Consider the following 14,260-nt stretch of genomic DNA (forward strand, 5'->3'; position numbering starts at 1 on the left):
GCCCAGAGCACACTGGGATCACCCACACAGGCAAGGAGGCCACGGTGCCAGATCTCCACACCGACGTCGCGATCGTCGGCGCAGGACCCGCGGGGCTCATGCTCGCCCACCTGCTCCACGCCGCGGGCATCGACTCGGTCGTCATCGACAACCGCAGCCGTGACGACATCGCCGCCACCCATCGTGCCGGCATCCTCGAAGCCGCCTCGGTCCGGATGCTCGAGACTCCGGGCATCGACTCCCGTGTCCACTCCGCAGGCCATCGCCACGACGGCATCGACGTCCGCGTCGACGGGATCAGCCACCCTCTCGACTTCCCCTCCCTCGTCGGGGAGTCCGTGTGGCTCTACCCGCAGAACGAGGCCTTCGTCGACCTCGCCGCCGCCCGTGCCCGGACCGGCAGCCCGACCTTCTACTCGGTCACCGACACTCGCCTCGCCGACATCGACTCGACCTCCCCGTCCGTCCGCGCGGTCACCGAGGACGGTGAGCAGCTGAGCATCTCCGCCCGCTATGTCGTCGGCGCCGACGGCTCCCGCAGCCCGTCGCGCGCGTCGATCCCCGAGGCCTCGAGGCAACGCTTCTTCCACGAGTACCCGTTCGCCTGGTTCGGGATCCTCTGCCAGGCCCCGCCGAGCCACGAGGTCCTCATCTACTCCCGCTCGGACCGCGGCTTCGCGCTCATCTCCCAGCGTAGTGCCGACGTCCAGCGCATGTACTTCCAGGCCGACCCGGGAACGGATCCCGACGACTGGTCCGACGACCGCATCTGGACCGAACTCCAGGCCCGAGTCGCAGGCCCCGACGGGTTCGAACTCAAGACAGGACCGATCACGGACAAGGTCGTCCTCCCCTTCCGCTCGGCCGTCACCGAACCGATGCAGCACGGCTCCCTCTTCCTCGCCGGCGACAGCGCCCACACCGTGCCCCCGACCGGGGCGAAGGGACTCAACCTCGCCTTCGCCGACGTCGCCGTCCTCGCCCCCGCGCTGGTCGCGGCGCTGCGCGACTCCGACGCCGAGGCGCTCGCCCGGTACTCGACGACGGCGACGAAGCGGGTGTGGAAGGCGCAGAACTTCTCCTACCAGATGACGCGGATGCTCCACACCGACCCGACCGCGGATGCCTTCGAGACGAAGCGCAGCCTCGGCGAGCTCACCTCCCTGCTCGACTCCGAGCACGGCCGACGCTACCTCGCCGAGTGCTACACCGGATGGCCGCACGGCTGACCAGTTCCCTAAACCACGAGAGACCTGACCACGAGAGAAGAGAGGCCCGATCATGAGTGCGACGAGAGTCCCCGGTCCCGACGATGCCGCGGAGTCGCAGGCGACCCTGAGCGCCGAGATCGATGCGATCGGCACCGAATACCGTGACGCCGTTGCCGGCGGAGCCCCGGCCGAAACGCAGCCGCGACTCGACTACCTGCCCTACCGGTCATCCCTCCTGCGCCACCCGACGAAGGACCTGCGCCACACCGACCCGGAGACGATCGAACTCCACTCCCCCGCCTTCGGCCACCGCGACATCGGCATCCTCGAATCCGACCTCACCGTCCAGCACGGCGGGGAGCCGATCGGTGAGCGCATCCGCGTGACCGGCAGGGTCCTCGACGGCGACGGCCGCCCCGTGGCCGGTCAGCTCGTCGAGATCTGGCAGGCGAACTCGGCGGGACGCTACATCCACAAGCGCGACCAGCATCCGGCCCCGATCGACCCGAACTTCACCGGTGTCGGCCGCACGCTCACCGGCCCCGACGGGTCGTACTCGTTCCTCACGATCAAGCCGGGCCCCTACCCGTGGAAGAACCACCACAATGCGTGGCGGCCGGCCCACATCCACTTCTCGCTCTTCGGCTCGGAGTTCACGCAGCGGATGGTCACGCAGATGTACTTCCCGGGTGACCCGCTCTTCGCCCTCGATCCGATCTATCAGTCGATCACCGACGAGAAGGCCCGGCAGCGCCTCATCGCGACCTACGACCACGACCTCACCGAACACGAGTACCTCATGGGCTACCAGTGGGACATCGTGCTCACCGGGTCGAACCGCACCTGGATGGAAGAGGAAGACCATGACTGAGCAGACGCGCCTCACCCCCACCCCCGGCCAGACCGTCGGGCCCTTCTACGGCTACGCCCTGCCCTACCCCGGCGACCGAGAACTCGTCCCGCCGGGTTCCAGCCGGGCCGTGGAGCTCCACGGCGTCGTCTACGACGGGGCCGGAGACCCCGTGCCCGACGCGATCCTCGAGATCTGGCAGCCTGACGAGACCGGGACCGTCGTTCTCAGGACCGGGTCCCTGCGCCGCGACGGGTTCACCTTCACCGGCTTCGGCCGGTGTGCGGCCGACCCCGAAGGACGCTTCAGCTTCTCGACCGTCGAACCCGGCCCCACCGAGGCGGGACGGGCCCGGTTCATCAGCGTCGTCGTCTTCGCCCGGGGCCTGCTCAACCGGCTCTTCACCCGCGTCTACCTCCCCGAGGACACCGAGGCGCACGCGACCGATCCGCTCCTCAGCTCACTGGAGTCTGCGGAGCGGCAGCGTCTCATCGCCGTCCGGGAGGCTGACGGATCCCTGCGTTTCGACATACGGTTGCAGGGTGAGGACGAGACCCCGTTCCTCCGCTTCCCCAGCCACGACGACTGAGGCAGCACCGAGCATCGACGAAAGAGACCGCATGAGCGACCCGGTGGCCCACACCCGCCTCCTCTTCGCCCCCGGCGACCTCCGGGGGGCTGAGAGCATCGACGACGCGGCACTCATCACGGCCATCGGCGACGTCGAGGCGGCATGGGTGAACGCGCAGTCGGCCGCCGGCCTCATCTCCGCCGATCAGCGGACCGAGGCGGTCGAGGCCATCGAGGCGAGCGCGTGGTCGCTGGCCGCCGATGCGACCGCGCTCGAGACCCTCGCCGCCGACGCCGAGGCCGGCGGCAACCCCGTCATCCCGTTCCTCACCGCAGTCCGATCCCGCCTCGCCCCCGCGACCGGTCGCATCGTCCATCGGGGCCTGACGAGCCAGGACGTCCTCGACTCCGCCCTCGGTGTCCTCGTCTCCCGAGCCGTCCGGCAGACGCAGGCCGCACTCGAGGGGATCAGCGCCCGGCTCGTCGCGCTCTCCGACGCCCACGCCGAGACCCTCTGCCTCGCCCGCACGCTCACCCAGCCGGCCCTGCCGACGACCTTCGGGCTGCGGGTCGCGACATGGGCGGCCGAGGTCGACGAAGTCAGGCGGCTGACGCCTGTCATCGACTCCGTCCAGGTTGGAGGCGCGGCAGGGACCCGGGCGGCGATCCGGGAGTTCGCCGGCGAGCGCACCGAGGTCCTCCTCCGGGAGTTCCAGGTCCAGCTGCGCGGACCCGATGCCGCACTGGCCGCGGTGCCGGTGCCGTGGCACACCGACCGCGTCCGCGTGCTGACGTGGGGGACCCACTTCACGCAGTGCGTGACCGTCGGCTCCTCGATCGCCCGCGACGTCCTCATCGGCACCCGCCCCGAGGTCGGGGAGCTGCGCCTGGCGGCGACCGGCGGATCCTCGGCGATGCCGCAGAAGACCAACCCCACCTCGGCGGTCCTCCTCCACCGCAACGGGATGCGCGTGCCCGGCGCGATGGCGACCCTGGTGACGACGGCCGCCGAGGCGGTCGAGGAGCGCTCCGACGGAGCCTGGCACGCCGAATGGCCGACCCTGGCCGAGCTCATGACGCTCGCCCTGTCCTCGCTCACCCTCCTCGAGGAGACGGTGGCCGGACTGAGCGCGGACGCGGCGCGGATGCGGACCAATCTCGACGCCGCAAGTCCCGGCATCTTCGCGGAGAAGGTGACGACCGTCTTCGGCGACCGCCTGACGAAGGCGCAGATCGCGGAGATCACCGCCCCGGGCGGTGACCCGGAGCAGCGGCTGCGACACGCTCTCGCGCAGTCGTCCGGGTCGTCGGACGACCCGACCCCACCGGATGTCGAGGGATTCTTCGCCCCGGAGAACAGCCTCGGCGAGGCCGAGGACATCCGGCAGACGATCATCGCGACGATCGCCGAGCGCAACCCCCGACCTGATCAGCACTGACCTGACCTGCACAGCCCTGACCTGCACAGCCCCGACGAAAGCGACCACCGTGGAACTCACCGCCTCTGTCCTCACCGCCCCGACGACCCCCGCCGCCTCGGCGCTCGTCGTCCTCCCCTCCCTCGGCACCTCCGTGGGCGCGCTGTGGCAGACGGCGGCCGAGGAGTTCGCACGGCTCACCCCGGATACCGCCGTCGTCGGCATCGACCTGCCCGGCCACGGCCGCTCCCCCGCTCTCGACGTCCCCGCGGGGACCGTCCGCTCGGACGTGCCGACGGTGACGATGACCGACCTCGCCGAGGCGGTGCTCGCAACCCTCGACCGCGTCCTGCCCGACGTCGCCGCCCCCGACGCCAGGGTCTCCGTGGCTGGGGATTCGATCGGCGGGGCCCTCTCCCTCCAGCTCGCCCTCGACCACCCGACGCGCTTCGACCGCGTCGCCGCCTTCTGCACGGGGGCGAAGATCGGCGAACGCGAGGGCTGGGAGGAGCGGGCGGAGACCGTCGCGATCTCGGGCACCCCGACGCAGGTCATCGGCTCGGCCGAGCGCTGGTTCGCTCCCGGGTTCATGGAGCGGGAGCCGGAGGCCTCGGCCGCACTCCTCCACTCCCTCCAGGACGCCGACCGGTTCTCCTACGCCGCCCTGTGCTTCACCCTCGCCGACTTCGACATCCGAGATCGGCTGCCGGATATCGCTCTCCCCGTCCTCGCCGTCGCCGGGTCTGAGGACAAGCCGACGCCGCCGCCGAAGCTCGCCGAGATCGCCTCGGGCGTGCGCGAGTCCCATCTCGAGGTCATCGAGGGCGCAGCCCACCTCGTGCCCATCGAGGCACCTGCGCTCACCGCGGCGCTGCTCGCCGACTTCCTCGCCGGTCGGTTCTCCGACGGGGTGACGGCCGTCGGCGAGGCGGACGATGCGGCGGGACTGCCGACCGAGTCGGGACCCCGCGATGCCGACCGAGACGAGGTGTGGGCCGCGGGCATGCGGGTGCGCCGCGCGGTCCTCTCCGACGCCCACGTCGACCGTGCGAACGCGGCGGTCACCGACTTCACCGCCGACTTCCAGGACCTCATCACCCGCTTCGCGTGGGGAGAGATCTGGACCCGGCCGGGACTCGACCGCCGGATGCGCTCGGCGATCACGCTTACCGCGATGGTCGCCGGCGGCCACGAGGCCGAGCTGAAGATGCACGTCAAAGCCGCCCTGCGCAACGGGCTCAGCCGTGACGAGATCAAGGAGGTCCTCCTCCAGTCGGCAATCTACTGCTCCGTGCCCGCTGCCAACACCGCCTTCGCCGTCGCCTCCGAGGCGCTGGCCGAAGTTGACGCTGAGGGACTCGAGTGAGGACTCAGGCGGTCCGGTCGCCGGCCGCGGGGTCGCTGTCCTCGGCGACGACCGTCTCGTCGTTCGCCGCGACCTCCCGGTACTGGGTCGAGAGCATCCGGTAGGCGCGGGTGCCGAAGGCCGCGAGGGCGAGGAGGATCGAGATCACTCCCGACCACACGAAGACGAGCGCGATCCCACGGACCTCCCCGGTTCCGAGCAGCCAGCCCCAGCGGTCCTCACCTGCGGGTGAGTCCATGTAGGGGATGATCCAGAACTCCGCGAGCGGGGCAATGAGGAATGCGGTGATCGGGGCTGCCGCGGCTTCGAAGGTCATTGCGAAGCCGAACACCCGTCCCTGCTGGCGGTAGGGCACGACCCGCTGGATGACGGTCTGTTCGGCGGCTTCGACGGCGGGCAGGACGATGAAGAACCCGAGCATGCCCAGCCCGTAGAGCAGCCACGCCTCCCGGATCGCGAAGACCGCTCCGAGGGCGCCGATGAGGCAGCAGAGCAGAAGCATGGTGCGGATCGGGTTGCGCCCGAGCCCGAACTTCGCGACCAGGGCGCCGCCGACCATGAAGCCCGTCGAGACGACCGCGAGCGCGATGCCCCAGGTCTGGACGGTGCCGAAGACCTCGATGCCGTAGGGGTCCATGAGCGCCATGTAGACGCCGCCGACGAGGTTGTTCAGCGTCGTGAAGAGGACGAGAGCGAAGAGCCCAGGAGCGGCGAGGACCGCGGCGAGGCCCCCTCGGATGTCGACCCAGCCGGGCTGTCCCTCGGCGCGGACGATGACCGGTTCGGGGATCCGGAGGGTGAGCAGGTGGGCAAGCGAGAGCGCGATGCACACGACGGCGATGAGGATCGACCAGCCCATCCCGAGGTAGCCGATCGCCAGGCCGCTGAACACGGAGGTGACGAGGAAGCCGAGACCCTGGACGGTGCCGACGAGGCCGTTCGCGTTGGCCCGCCTCGGCCCGGGCACGAGCAGGGACACGGTCGTCGACAGCGCGATGCCGCGCAGCTGTTCGACGACGGCGCCGGCGAGCATGACGAGGCTGAAGACCCAGAACCACGGCCCGGCCACGTCGAGGAGGACGGCGTCGGGCACGGAAAGGTAGATGAGCCCGGTGAGCGCGAAGAGGACGAGGGTGCCCGCGGTCGCGGTGACCATGACCCGGCGTTTGCGGAACCGGTCGACGACGGTGCCGAAGAACATCGAGAAGACGGCGACGAGGAGCATGTACGCCCCTCCGATGACACCGGTGGCGAGCACCGAGCGCGTCTCGACGTAGACCCAGAAGGTGAGCGCGAACCAGAGGAAGCTCGTCGTCACGTTCGCGATCGCCGTGTTGACGAGGACATGGAGGAACGTCCGCTGCCCGCCCGGCGGCGGTTCGGGGTCCGCGGCGTGCGGATCCGCGGCAACGCTCTCACCCATGGCCCACTCCTCTCGAAACTGCCTCGACCACCCTCAGCGTAGACCCGACCGCTGACACGGCAGCCCGGTGCACTGACACAGCGGCGCCTGTTCGACCGCTCACATTGTGACGACCGGGACTTCCCGCGCCGAGCCCTGGCCACTAGGCTGGTTCGGTTGCGGCGAGCGCCCCTGCCGCCCACGACCTCACCCGCACCCCAGTCCAGAGGACAGCCATGAGCGATGCCCCTGTGCCCCGCAGCACGTATAAGTTCGCCGTCTTCGCGCTCGCGATCGGCGCCTTCGGCATCGGCGTCACCGAGTTCGCGACGATGGGTCTGCTGCCGCACATCGCCGCGGAACTCGACATCACCGTCCCCGAGGCGGGGCACGCCGTCTCGCTCTACGCCCTCGGCGTCGTCGTCGGGGCGCCGCTCATCACGACGATCGCCGCGCACATGGACCGCAAGGTGCTCCTGCTCTGCCTCATGGGCCTCTTCGCCCTCGGCAACGTCGCCTCGATGCTCGCGCCGAACCCGGCGACGTTCAACATCGCCCGCTTCGTCAGCGGCCTGCCCCACGGCGCCTACCTCGGCATCGGTGCGATCGTCGCCGCCTCTCTCGTGCCACTCAATCGACGTGGACGGGCGATGGCCCGCGTCATGCTCGGCCTGACGATCGCGAACATCGTCGGCGTCCCCGTCGCCGCGGCGCTCGGCAACGCCTTCGGCTGGCGCAGCGCCTACGCCCTCGTCGCCGCCCTCGGCGTCCTCACCGTCATCATGGTCGCCATCGCCGTGCCGAAGGTGCGGCTGAGCCAGGCGCCGTCTGCCCGCGGGGAGATGAAGGCCCTGGCGAGGCCGCAGATCATCCTCACCCTCGTCGCCGGCTCCGTCGGCTTCGGCGGCATGTTCGCCGTCTACACCTACATCACCCCGACGATGACCGAGGTCGCCCACGTCCCCGGCACCGCGATCCCCTGGGTGCTCGCCGTCTACGGCCTCGGGATGACCGCGGGCTCCCTCATCGCCGGGCCACTCGTCGACAAGTCGATCGAGCGCTCCGGGGTCGCCGGCATGGTCCTCTCGGCGATCGTGCTCTCGATCTTCGGCGCGTTCACGCAGCTCGCGGCGATCGCGATCGTCGCCCTCTTCTTCATCGGCATCGCCGGTTCGATGATCACCACGGCCCTCCAGATGCGACTGCTCCGCGACTCGACCGATGCCCCGAGCCTGGCGGCGGCGATGAACCATGCCGCGTTCAACCTCGCCAACGCCCTCGGCGCGTGGCTCGGCGGCATCGTCATCACCGCGGGCCTCGGCTACCGGGCGCCGGCCTGGGTGGGGGTCGGCCTCTGCCTCGCCGGACTCATCGTCCTCGGCATTGCGATCGCCCTCCGCCGAGGCGGCCCGCACACCTCCCACCGGACGAAGCTCGACGTCTGAGGCGGACCCGGGCCCCGCCTCGGCGGGGGAAGGACGACCACCTCGGCGAGGGAAGGATTCTGACCCGAAATACTCGGACATCAGAACAATCTCACTTTCCGGGACGATTACTGTGTGCTTCCTGAGACAGGCGTACTGTCGGTCCGTCCGACACGAGCACCACCGCCCGTGCCTTCCTCTCATCACCACCGCGGAGCACACGAGAACATGTCCACTGAAACACAGCCCGGCGCGGAGTCGGCAGCGGAGTCCGACCGGATCGCTGCGACCCGGAAGAACAACACCCGAGGCAAGGTCCTCTCGGCCTCGATGGTCGGCACGACGATCGAGTTCTTCGACTTCTACGCCTACGCGACCGCCTCGTCGCTCGTCTTCCCCGCCCTCTTCTTCCCCAATCAGACGTCGACGACGCAGATGCTCAGCTCGTTCGCGATCTTCGGCGTCGCCTTCGTCGCCCGCCCCGTCGGGTCGATCATCTTCGGCCACTTCGGCGACCGGGTGGGCCGGAAGAAGACGCTCATCGCGTCCCTGCTCATCATGGGCATCGGCACGTTCCTCATCGGCCTCCTGCCCACGGCCTCGACGCCGGGCTGGGTCGTCCTCGCCCCGCTCTTCCTCGTCCTTCTGCGCTTCAGCCAGGGTGTCGGACTCGGCGGCGAATGGTCGGGTGCAGCACTCCTCGCCACGGAGAACGCGCCTCCGGGCAAGCGCGCGATCTGGGGGACATTCCCGCAGCTCGGTGCCCCCGTCGGCTTCATCCTCGCGAACCTCCTCTTCGTCGGGCTGAGCACGTGGATCTCACCCGAGGCGTTCCTGTCGTGGGGTTGGCGCATCCCGTTCCTGCTCTCCGCCCTCCTCGTCGCCGTCGGCCTCTATGTCCGCCTCACCCTCATGGAGACCCCGGCGTTCCAGCTCGTCGAGGCGCGCCAGCAGATCTCGCGCGCCCCGATCGGCCGCGTCTTCACCGGCAGCTGGCTGCCGCTGCTGCTCGGCACGTTCATCATGCTCGCGACCTACGTCATCTTCTACTTCATGACCGCGTTCACGCTCACGTACGGCACCTCGCCCGCGACCGTGGGTCAGGCAGAGGCAGCCGCCGAGGCGGCAGGGAAGCCCTTCGATCCCGCGGGCTTCGTCGCGGGGCTGGGGTATGCGAAGAACGAGTTCCTCACCTATCTCATCATCGGCGTCGTGTTCTTCGGCATCTTCACCGTCGTCTCCGGTCCGCTCGCCGAGCGGCTCGGACGCCGGAAGATGCTCATGGGGGTCACCGTCCTCATCGCCGCCTACGGGTTGAGCGTCAATGCGCTCTTCAACGCCGGCACCGTCGGCGTCGTCGCCGCCCTCATCATCGGCTTCACCCTCATGGGCCTGACCTTCGGACCGATGGCCGCATACCTGCCCGAACTCTTCCCCGCCAACGTCCGCTACACGGGCTCGGCGGTGAGCTACAACATGGCCGGTGTCATCGGTGCCGGGCCCGCGCCGTTCGCGATGGTCGCCCTCTGGCAGGCCGAGGGCGGAACGATCCTCTGGTGCGGCCTCTACATCGTCGGTGCCGCGATCCTCACCCTCGTCGCGCTCTATTTTGCGAAGGAGACCGCGGACCTCGACATCGAGGCCGAACTGAGCTGAGCAGGGCTGGGACCCGGCAAGGATACGATTCGGCAACGACCACCTCGGCGAGGGCCGGGGAAACATGGGTGTGACACAGGACACGGTACGATTCTTCACAGATGCCGCCCAGGTTTGAGAGTCTGGGCGGCGCACACCCGCGTGACGCCGACGTCACGGATGATCTGGGAGGATCCATGAAACGACGCTTGACCATGGCCGCCGTGGCCGCCGGGGCCCTCTTCGCGCTCTCCGCCTGCGGCGGGGGCGGCTCGGGGTCGGAACCCGCCGCAACTGGTGAAGGAGGAGTCCCTCTCGTCAAAGAAGGGAAACTGACTACCTGCACACATCTGTCGTATCAGCCGTTTCAGTTCGAGAAGGACGGCAAAGTCGTCGGTTTCGACGTGGATGTCGTCGATGCGGTGGCGAAGAAGCTCGGAGTCGAGCAGGAGATCATCAACACCTCCTTCGAGACGATCACTTCGGGTGCAGAGTTCAATCAGAACAAGTGCGATGTCGCGGCGGCTGCAATCACAATCACTGACGAACGCGCAGGTGTCATCGATTTTTCTGAACCGTACTTTGCAGCCAACCAGGCGATCCTGACCAAGGAGGACAATGCCGCCAAAGATGCGGCAGCTCTCAACGGCAAGAAGATCGCTGCGCAGGCCGGCACGACAGGTTTGGACTATGCGACTGAGAACTTCAAGGATTCCGAGGTCGTCACGTACGAGGATCTTCCGCTATCCCTTGAAGCGCTGAAAACGGGCCAGGTCGACGCAGTCATCAATGACAACGGCGTACTCTACGATTACGCCGCCAACAACGACGGTTTCACAGTCGGCTTCGACATCGATACCGGCGAAAGCTACGGCATTGCCATGAAGAAGGGCAATGCCGAGATGAAGAAAGTCGTCGACGAGACGATCACCGAGCTCCGAGATAGCGGAGAGTACGACAAGATCTACAAGAAGTGGTTCGGCACCGAACCTCCGACCAATTGATCCAATGACGGGCGGTCGGTCACGGCGACACGGCTGTGACCGGCCGCTCGTTGACCTGAGTGCGCCACAGCGCTGAGCCAGTTTTGGCGACGACCCGCCATTATCGTCAAAGGATCACATCTATGTCGAAAACATCCTCGACCGGAGGCAACAGCCCGAGCGACGGCGAGCCTCCAGCCACGGCAACTGCCACACCAAAGGCGAAGATGAGCAAACGCCAGAAGGCCAAGCTCTCCCGTGGAATCCAGTATGCAATTCTGATTGTCATCGCCATCGTCATTGCATTCACTGCTGATTGGCCGACGCTCATTGAGACCTTCGGACGCGTTGACATCGCCATGGGAATGTTCCCTCAAGTCCTCAACGCATTGAAGAACACCATCGTCTTCACGGTCCTCGGCTTCGCACTCGGACTTGCAATCGCCCTTGTCGTAGCCCTCATGCGCTTGTCGTCCGTCGGAGTCTACCGCTGGCTGGCCACGATCTACATCGAGTTCTTCCGCGGTCTGCCTGCACTCGTCGTATTCCTTGTCATGGGATTCGGGCTTCCCGTTGCCTTCCAGGGTTTCATCCTTCCTCAATTGGTCATCATCATGATCGCGCTCGGTCTCGTGTCGTCGGCCTACATGGCGGAGACGATCAGAGCAGGCATCCAGGCAGTCCCAAAAGGTCAGGTTGAAGCAGCACGCTCGCTGGGGATGTCGTCGTCGCGAGCTATGTTCACAATCGTCCTGCCGCAGGCTATGCGGATTATTCTTCCGCCGCTGACCAATGAACTCATCCTCCTGACGAAAGACTCCTCGCTTGCCTACATCCTCGGGTCGTCGGTCGACGGACGAGAACTCGCGGCCCTCGGACGTGCCGAGATCGTCAACTCGGCAAACCTCACTCCGTTCATCGTCATCGCGGTCTGCTACCTCATCATCACCATTCCGTTGTCGTACCTGTCGCGAGCGCTGGAGCGCAAGTACGGCTCCGCCGATTCTGGAGTGAAATGATGACTGAGACCAACGCCCTTGAAGACACGACAGCCGAGCCGATCATCGCCATCCGCAATCTGCAGAAGAGCTTCGGTTCCAACCAGGTACTCACAGACATCAATCTCGACGTTGCGCGCGGCGAAGTCGTCTGCGTCATCGGCCCGTCAGGATCGGGGAAATCGACGATGCTCCGTTGCATCAACGTCCTTGAGACACCTTCCGGCGGCTCGATCGTCGTCGACGGTATGGACATGACCGATCTTGATTTGGACATCGACGCCGCGCGAACACGTATTGGGATGGTGTTCCAGAGCTTCAACCTCTTCGGTCACCTCACGGTCCGCGATAACCTTTCGATCGCCCAAACCAAGGTCCTCAAAAGGTCGAAGGCCGAGGCCAACAAGGTCGCCGAGGAGAATCTTGCGAAGGTGGGACTTTCCGAGAAGATCGATGCCAAGCCAGGTTCGCTCTCCGGAGGTCAGCAACAGCGCGTTGCGATCGCCCGAGCACTGAGCATGGACCCCGATGTCATGCTCTTCGACGAGCCCACCTCAGCGCTTGATCCGGAGACCGTGGGCGATGTCCTCCTCGTCATGCGCAGTCTCGCCGAGGCGGGGATGACGATGGTCGTCGTCACCCACGAGATGGAGTTCGCCCGGCAGGTCGCCGACCGCGTCGTCTTCATGGACGGCGGCGTCGTCGTCGAGGAGGGTCCCGCGCGCGAGGTCATCGGCAACCCCCAGCACGAGCGCACGAAGCACTTCCTCTCCCGGGTCCTCCACCCGGGGCAGTTGGAGTGAGAGAGGTCTGTCGGGTGACGCTGTGACCACCTGGGAGGCCACGCAGCCGGGCGTCCTCGAGCTGCCGTCGGGTCGCCTGGTTCGCGGGCGCTCGCTCGCACGCTCTGGTGGCGTCGGAGGCTCAGGCGGCTCATGGCCGGCGGACTTCGAGCTCATCCTGCTCGGCACGCGCCGGGAGTTCGAGGCGAGGGCGAGTGGAGTGGTTGGCGGTACGGTGGCCGGAGGTCGAGCGTTGACGGAGTACCGCTGGGTGAGGTGGCCTGACTTCCGCCTGCCGCACGATCGCGGAGAAGCCGCTGCCGCTTTCACCGAGTCGTGGAGACGTTCGCTGTCCGAGCGCGTCGGCGTCGCGTGCCTCGGCGGCCGCGGTCGGACAGGCACCGCGCTGGCGTGCATCGCCATCCTCGACGGGGTCCCGCCCGCCGAGGCGGTCGCCTTCGTCCGCGAGCACTACGACCCCCGCGCGGTCGAGACGCCGTGGCAGCGCCGCTACGTCGAGCGCTTCGGCCCCGAGAGCAGCGGCTGAGCATCGAGACCGCCAGTTAACGTCGAGACCGACGCTTAGAAGTGTCGGTCTCGGCGCTAAGTGGCGGTCTCGATGAGGCGAGCGCGTCGAGCTCGGCCTTGATCTGCCGGAACGGCTGGGCGCGGAAGAGGTCCCCCCACACGAGGTTGAACACGCGCAGCCCGGAGTTAAGCAGCTTCATGTGCCGTTCATGGTTCTTCGCACTCGCCTGATCAGGGCCGCCCTCGTTGAGGAAGTACTTGCCGAGTCCATGGAACTCGACGGCGAGCGGCAGAGACTCGTGTCGGAAGTCGTTGCGGGCGATCCAGGAGCCGTTGGCATCGTACGAGTCGACCTGCGGAACCATGCCGGTGATCCCGAAACCGTGGAACTTCACCGCGTACAGTGACTCACCTGCGGATTCGTGCAGCGGACTCGCCAGCTCGATTGCCAGCTGCGCGATTCTGCACCCGCGGCCGCCGACGCGGACCCCTTTCTCCAACGACTCCTTTGACACCGATTTCTCTCGCAGCGCCTGGGAGATGAGCGGAACCGAGACATCGATCGGATAGTCGTGAGCAAGGTCGAGGAGTGTCCGCCTGATCGACGTCACCGGGAGATCGCCGACCTGGGCACGATCTTCATCTGCGACTTCGCGATCCCGATAGCGCACTTTGAGCTTCCTCTTCGCATAGCCGGGCCGGATGAGTTCGGCGACCTCGGTAGCGGGAAACGCTGGGTCGAGTCCATGGATGATGGCGGCAGAGACGTGGGAGAAGAAGGTCCCCGGAAGGAGATCTCTGGCGTACGAACGGATGAGTGTCTTCAGCTGTTCGGTGTTGTCTCGGATATCTCCGAAGGTCTGCGGGTAAGAACGCCCGGACGCTTCATGAATCTCGTGGAGAATGACGTGGGCTTGGTTCTTGCACGGCTGCTTGAGCACGAACCAACCGCGGCGTACCTTCCCCAGACAGTCGTCGAATGTGTCGGGGCCGACGCCGAGATTGCGCAGCTCATTCATACTGAACACAGTGACCATGTGCCTACAATAGATCACAAACATCATCAAATGAATGCAAACAGTAGATAAACTCC

General features: G+C 67.1%; 14 protein-coding genes and 1 pseudogene. 13 read left to right on the forward strand and 2 right to left on the reverse strand.

Annotated features, from left to right (window positions below; translation table 11 throughout):
• Positions 1-44 precede the first annotated feature (44 nt).
• From EZE58_RS07310 to pcaC, 6 genes and pseudogenes are all read left to right on the forward strand, one after another.
• Positions 45-1,229 carry a 4-hydroxybenzoate 3-monooxygenase gene (locus EZE58_RS07310; protein ID WP_009377715.1) on the forward strand — a complete coding sequence of 395 codons (1,185 nt, stop codon included), beginning with the start codon at positions 45-47 and terminating at the stop codon, positions 1,227-1,229.
• 52 nt (positions 1,230-1,281) lie between these two features.
• The gene (pcaH, locus tag EZE58_RS07315; RefSeq protein WP_009377713.1) at positions 1,282-2,082 is read left to right on the forward strand and encodes a protocatechuate 3,4-dioxygenase subunit beta; all 801 of its coding nucleotides are present in this window, start codon (positions 1,282-1,284) and stop codon (positions 2,080-2,082) included.
• On the forward strand, positions 2,075-2,650 hold the full coding sequence (pcaG, locus tag EZE58_RS07320; RefSeq protein WP_009377711.1) for a protocatechuate 3,4-dioxygenase subunit alpha: 576 nt from the start codon (positions 2,075-2,077) through the stop codon (positions 2,648-2,650). The genes pcaH and pcaG overlap by 8 nt, the downstream gene beginning before the upstream one ends.
• 31 nt (positions 2,651-2,681) lie before the next feature.
• Positions 2,682-4,070 carry a lyase family protein gene (locus EZE58_RS07325; protein WP_009377709.1) on the forward strand — a complete coding sequence of 463 codons (1,389 nt, stop codon included), beginning with the start codon at positions 2,682-2,684 and terminating at the stop codon, positions 4,068-4,070.
• Positions 3,961-4,908: pseudogene (locus EZE58_RS17370) on the forward strand (alpha/beta hydrolase); the annotation flags it as partial. The gene EZE58_RS07325 and the pseudogene EZE58_RS17370, both read left to right, overlap by 110 nt.
• An 87-nt stretch (positions 4,909-4,995) precedes the next feature.
• Complete coding sequence (gene pcaC / locus EZE58_RS17375) at positions 4,996-5,415, forward strand: 4-carboxymuconolactone decarboxylase (protein WP_236586993.1); 420 nt, start codon at positions 4,996-4,998, stop codon at positions 5,413-5,415.
• A gap of 4 nt (positions 5,416-5,419) precedes the next feature.
• On the opposite strand, the gene EZE58_RS07335 is transcribed toward pcaC, so the two are convergent.
• Entirely contained in the window at positions 5,420-6,838 is a 1,419-nt protein-coding gene (locus EZE58_RS07335; protein WP_009377705.1) for an MFS transporter, read from the reverse strand.
• A 215-nt stretch (positions 6,839-7,053) separates the two neighbouring features.
• Between EZE58_RS07335 and EZE58_RS07340 the strand changes: the two genes are divergently transcribed.
• The 6 genes from EZE58_RS07340 (at position 7,054) to EZE58_RS17190 (ending at position 13,186) form a co-directional block, all read left to right on the forward strand.
• Positions 7,054-8,262, forward strand: a complete 1,209-nt coding sequence (locus tag EZE58_RS07340) for an MFS transporter (protein WP_009377703.1) — start codon at positions 7,054-7,056, stop codon at positions 8,260-8,262.
• A gap of 207 nt (positions 8,263-8,469) precedes the next feature.
• Positions 8,470-9,897: an MFS transporter gene (locus tag EZE58_RS07345; RefSeq protein ID WP_009377701.1), complete on the forward strand. Its 1,428-nt coding sequence runs from the start codon at positions 8,470-8,472 to the stop codon at positions 9,895-9,897.
• 176 nt (positions 9,898-10,073) lie between these two features.
• Positions 10,074-10,880, forward strand: a complete 807-nt coding sequence (locus EZE58_RS07350) for a transporter substrate-binding domain-containing protein (protein WP_040341661.1) — start codon at positions 10,074-10,076, stop codon at positions 10,878-10,880.
• 122 nt (positions 10,881-11,002) lie between these two features.
• Complete coding sequence (locus tag EZE58_RS07355; RefSeq protein WP_330932555.1) at positions 11,003-11,878, forward strand: amino acid ABC transporter permease; 876 nt, start codon at positions 11,003-11,005, stop codon at positions 11,876-11,878.
• Positions 11,875-12,660 (forward strand): amino acid ABC transporter ATP-binding protein, encoded by a 786-nt coding sequence (locus tag EZE58_RS07360; RefSeq protein ID WP_205772154.1) that lies wholly within the window; start codon positions 11,875-11,877, stop codon positions 12,658-12,660. The genes EZE58_RS07355 and EZE58_RS07360 overlap by 4 nt, the downstream gene beginning before the upstream one ends.
• Positions 12,661-12,682: 22 nt before the next feature.
• Positions 12,683-13,186 carry a protein-tyrosine phosphatase family protein gene (locus EZE58_RS17190; protein ID WP_081590995.1) on the forward strand — a complete coding sequence of 168 codons (504 nt, stop codon included), beginning with the start codon at positions 12,683-12,685 and terminating at the stop codon, positions 13,184-13,186.
• Positions 13,187-13,202: 16 nt separating this feature from the next.
• On the opposite strand, the gene EZE58_RS17195 is transcribed toward EZE58_RS17190, so the two are convergent.
• The gene (locus tag EZE58_RS17195) at positions 13,203-13,562 is read right to left on the reverse strand and encodes a hypothetical protein (RefSeq protein ID WP_205772155.1); all 360 of its coding nucleotides are present in this window, start codon (positions 13,560-13,562) and stop codon (positions 13,203-13,205) included.
• Positions 13,563-13,739: 177 nt separating this feature from the next.
• Here EZE58_RS17195 and EZE58_RS17200 point away from each other — a divergent pair, with 177 nt between their 5' ends.
• Positions 13,740-14,255, forward strand: a complete 516-nt coding sequence (locus EZE58_RS17200) for a hypothetical protein (RefSeq protein ID WP_205772156.1) — start codon at positions 13,740-13,742, stop codon at positions 14,253-14,255.
• Positions 14,256-14,260: the final 5 nt, after the last annotated feature.

Origin of the sequence: Brevibacterium sp. LS14 (assembly GCF_012027885.1) — a bacterium.
GTDB lineage: Bacteria > Actinomycetota > Actinomycetes > Actinomycetales > Brevibacteriaceae > Brevibacterium > Brevibacterium casei.

Bases quoted from the DNA above. Each gene is read 5' to 3' on its own strand.
- pcaH (WP_009377713.1), top strand. From the start codon at position 1,282: ATGAGTGCGACGAGAGTCCCCGGTCCCGACGATGCCGCGGAGTCGCAG.
- pcaG (WP_009377711.1), top strand. From the start codon at position 2,075: ATGACTGAGCAGACGCGCCTCACCCCCACCCCCGGCCAGACCGTCGGG.
- EZE58_RS07325 (WP_009377709.1), top strand. From the start codon at position 2,682: ATGAGCGACCCGGTGGCCCACACCCGCCTCCTCTTCGCCCCCGGCGAC.
- EZE58_RS07335 (WP_009377705.1), bottom strand. From the start codon at position 6,838: ATGGGTGAGAGCGTTGCCGCGGATCCGCACGCCGCGGACCCCGAACCG.
- EZE58_RS07340 (WP_009377703.1), top strand. From the start codon at position 7,054: ATGAGCGATGCCCCTGTGCCCCGCAGCACGTATAAGTTCGCCGTCTTC.
- EZE58_RS07345 (WP_009377701.1), top strand. From the start codon at position 8,470: ATGTCCACTGAAACACAGCCCGGCGCGGAGTCGGCAGCGGAGTCCGAC.
- EZE58_RS07350 (WP_040341661.1), top strand. From the start codon at position 10,074: ATGAAACGACGCTTGACCATGGCCGCCGTGGCCGCCGGGGCCCTCTTC.
- EZE58_RS07355 (WP_330932555.1), top strand. From the start codon at position 11,003: ATGTCGAAAACATCCTCGACCGGAGGCAACAGCCCGAGCGACGGCGAG.
- EZE58_RS07360 (WP_205772154.1), top strand. From the start codon at position 11,875: ATGATGACTGAGACCAACGCCCTTGAAGACACGACAGCCGAGCCGATC.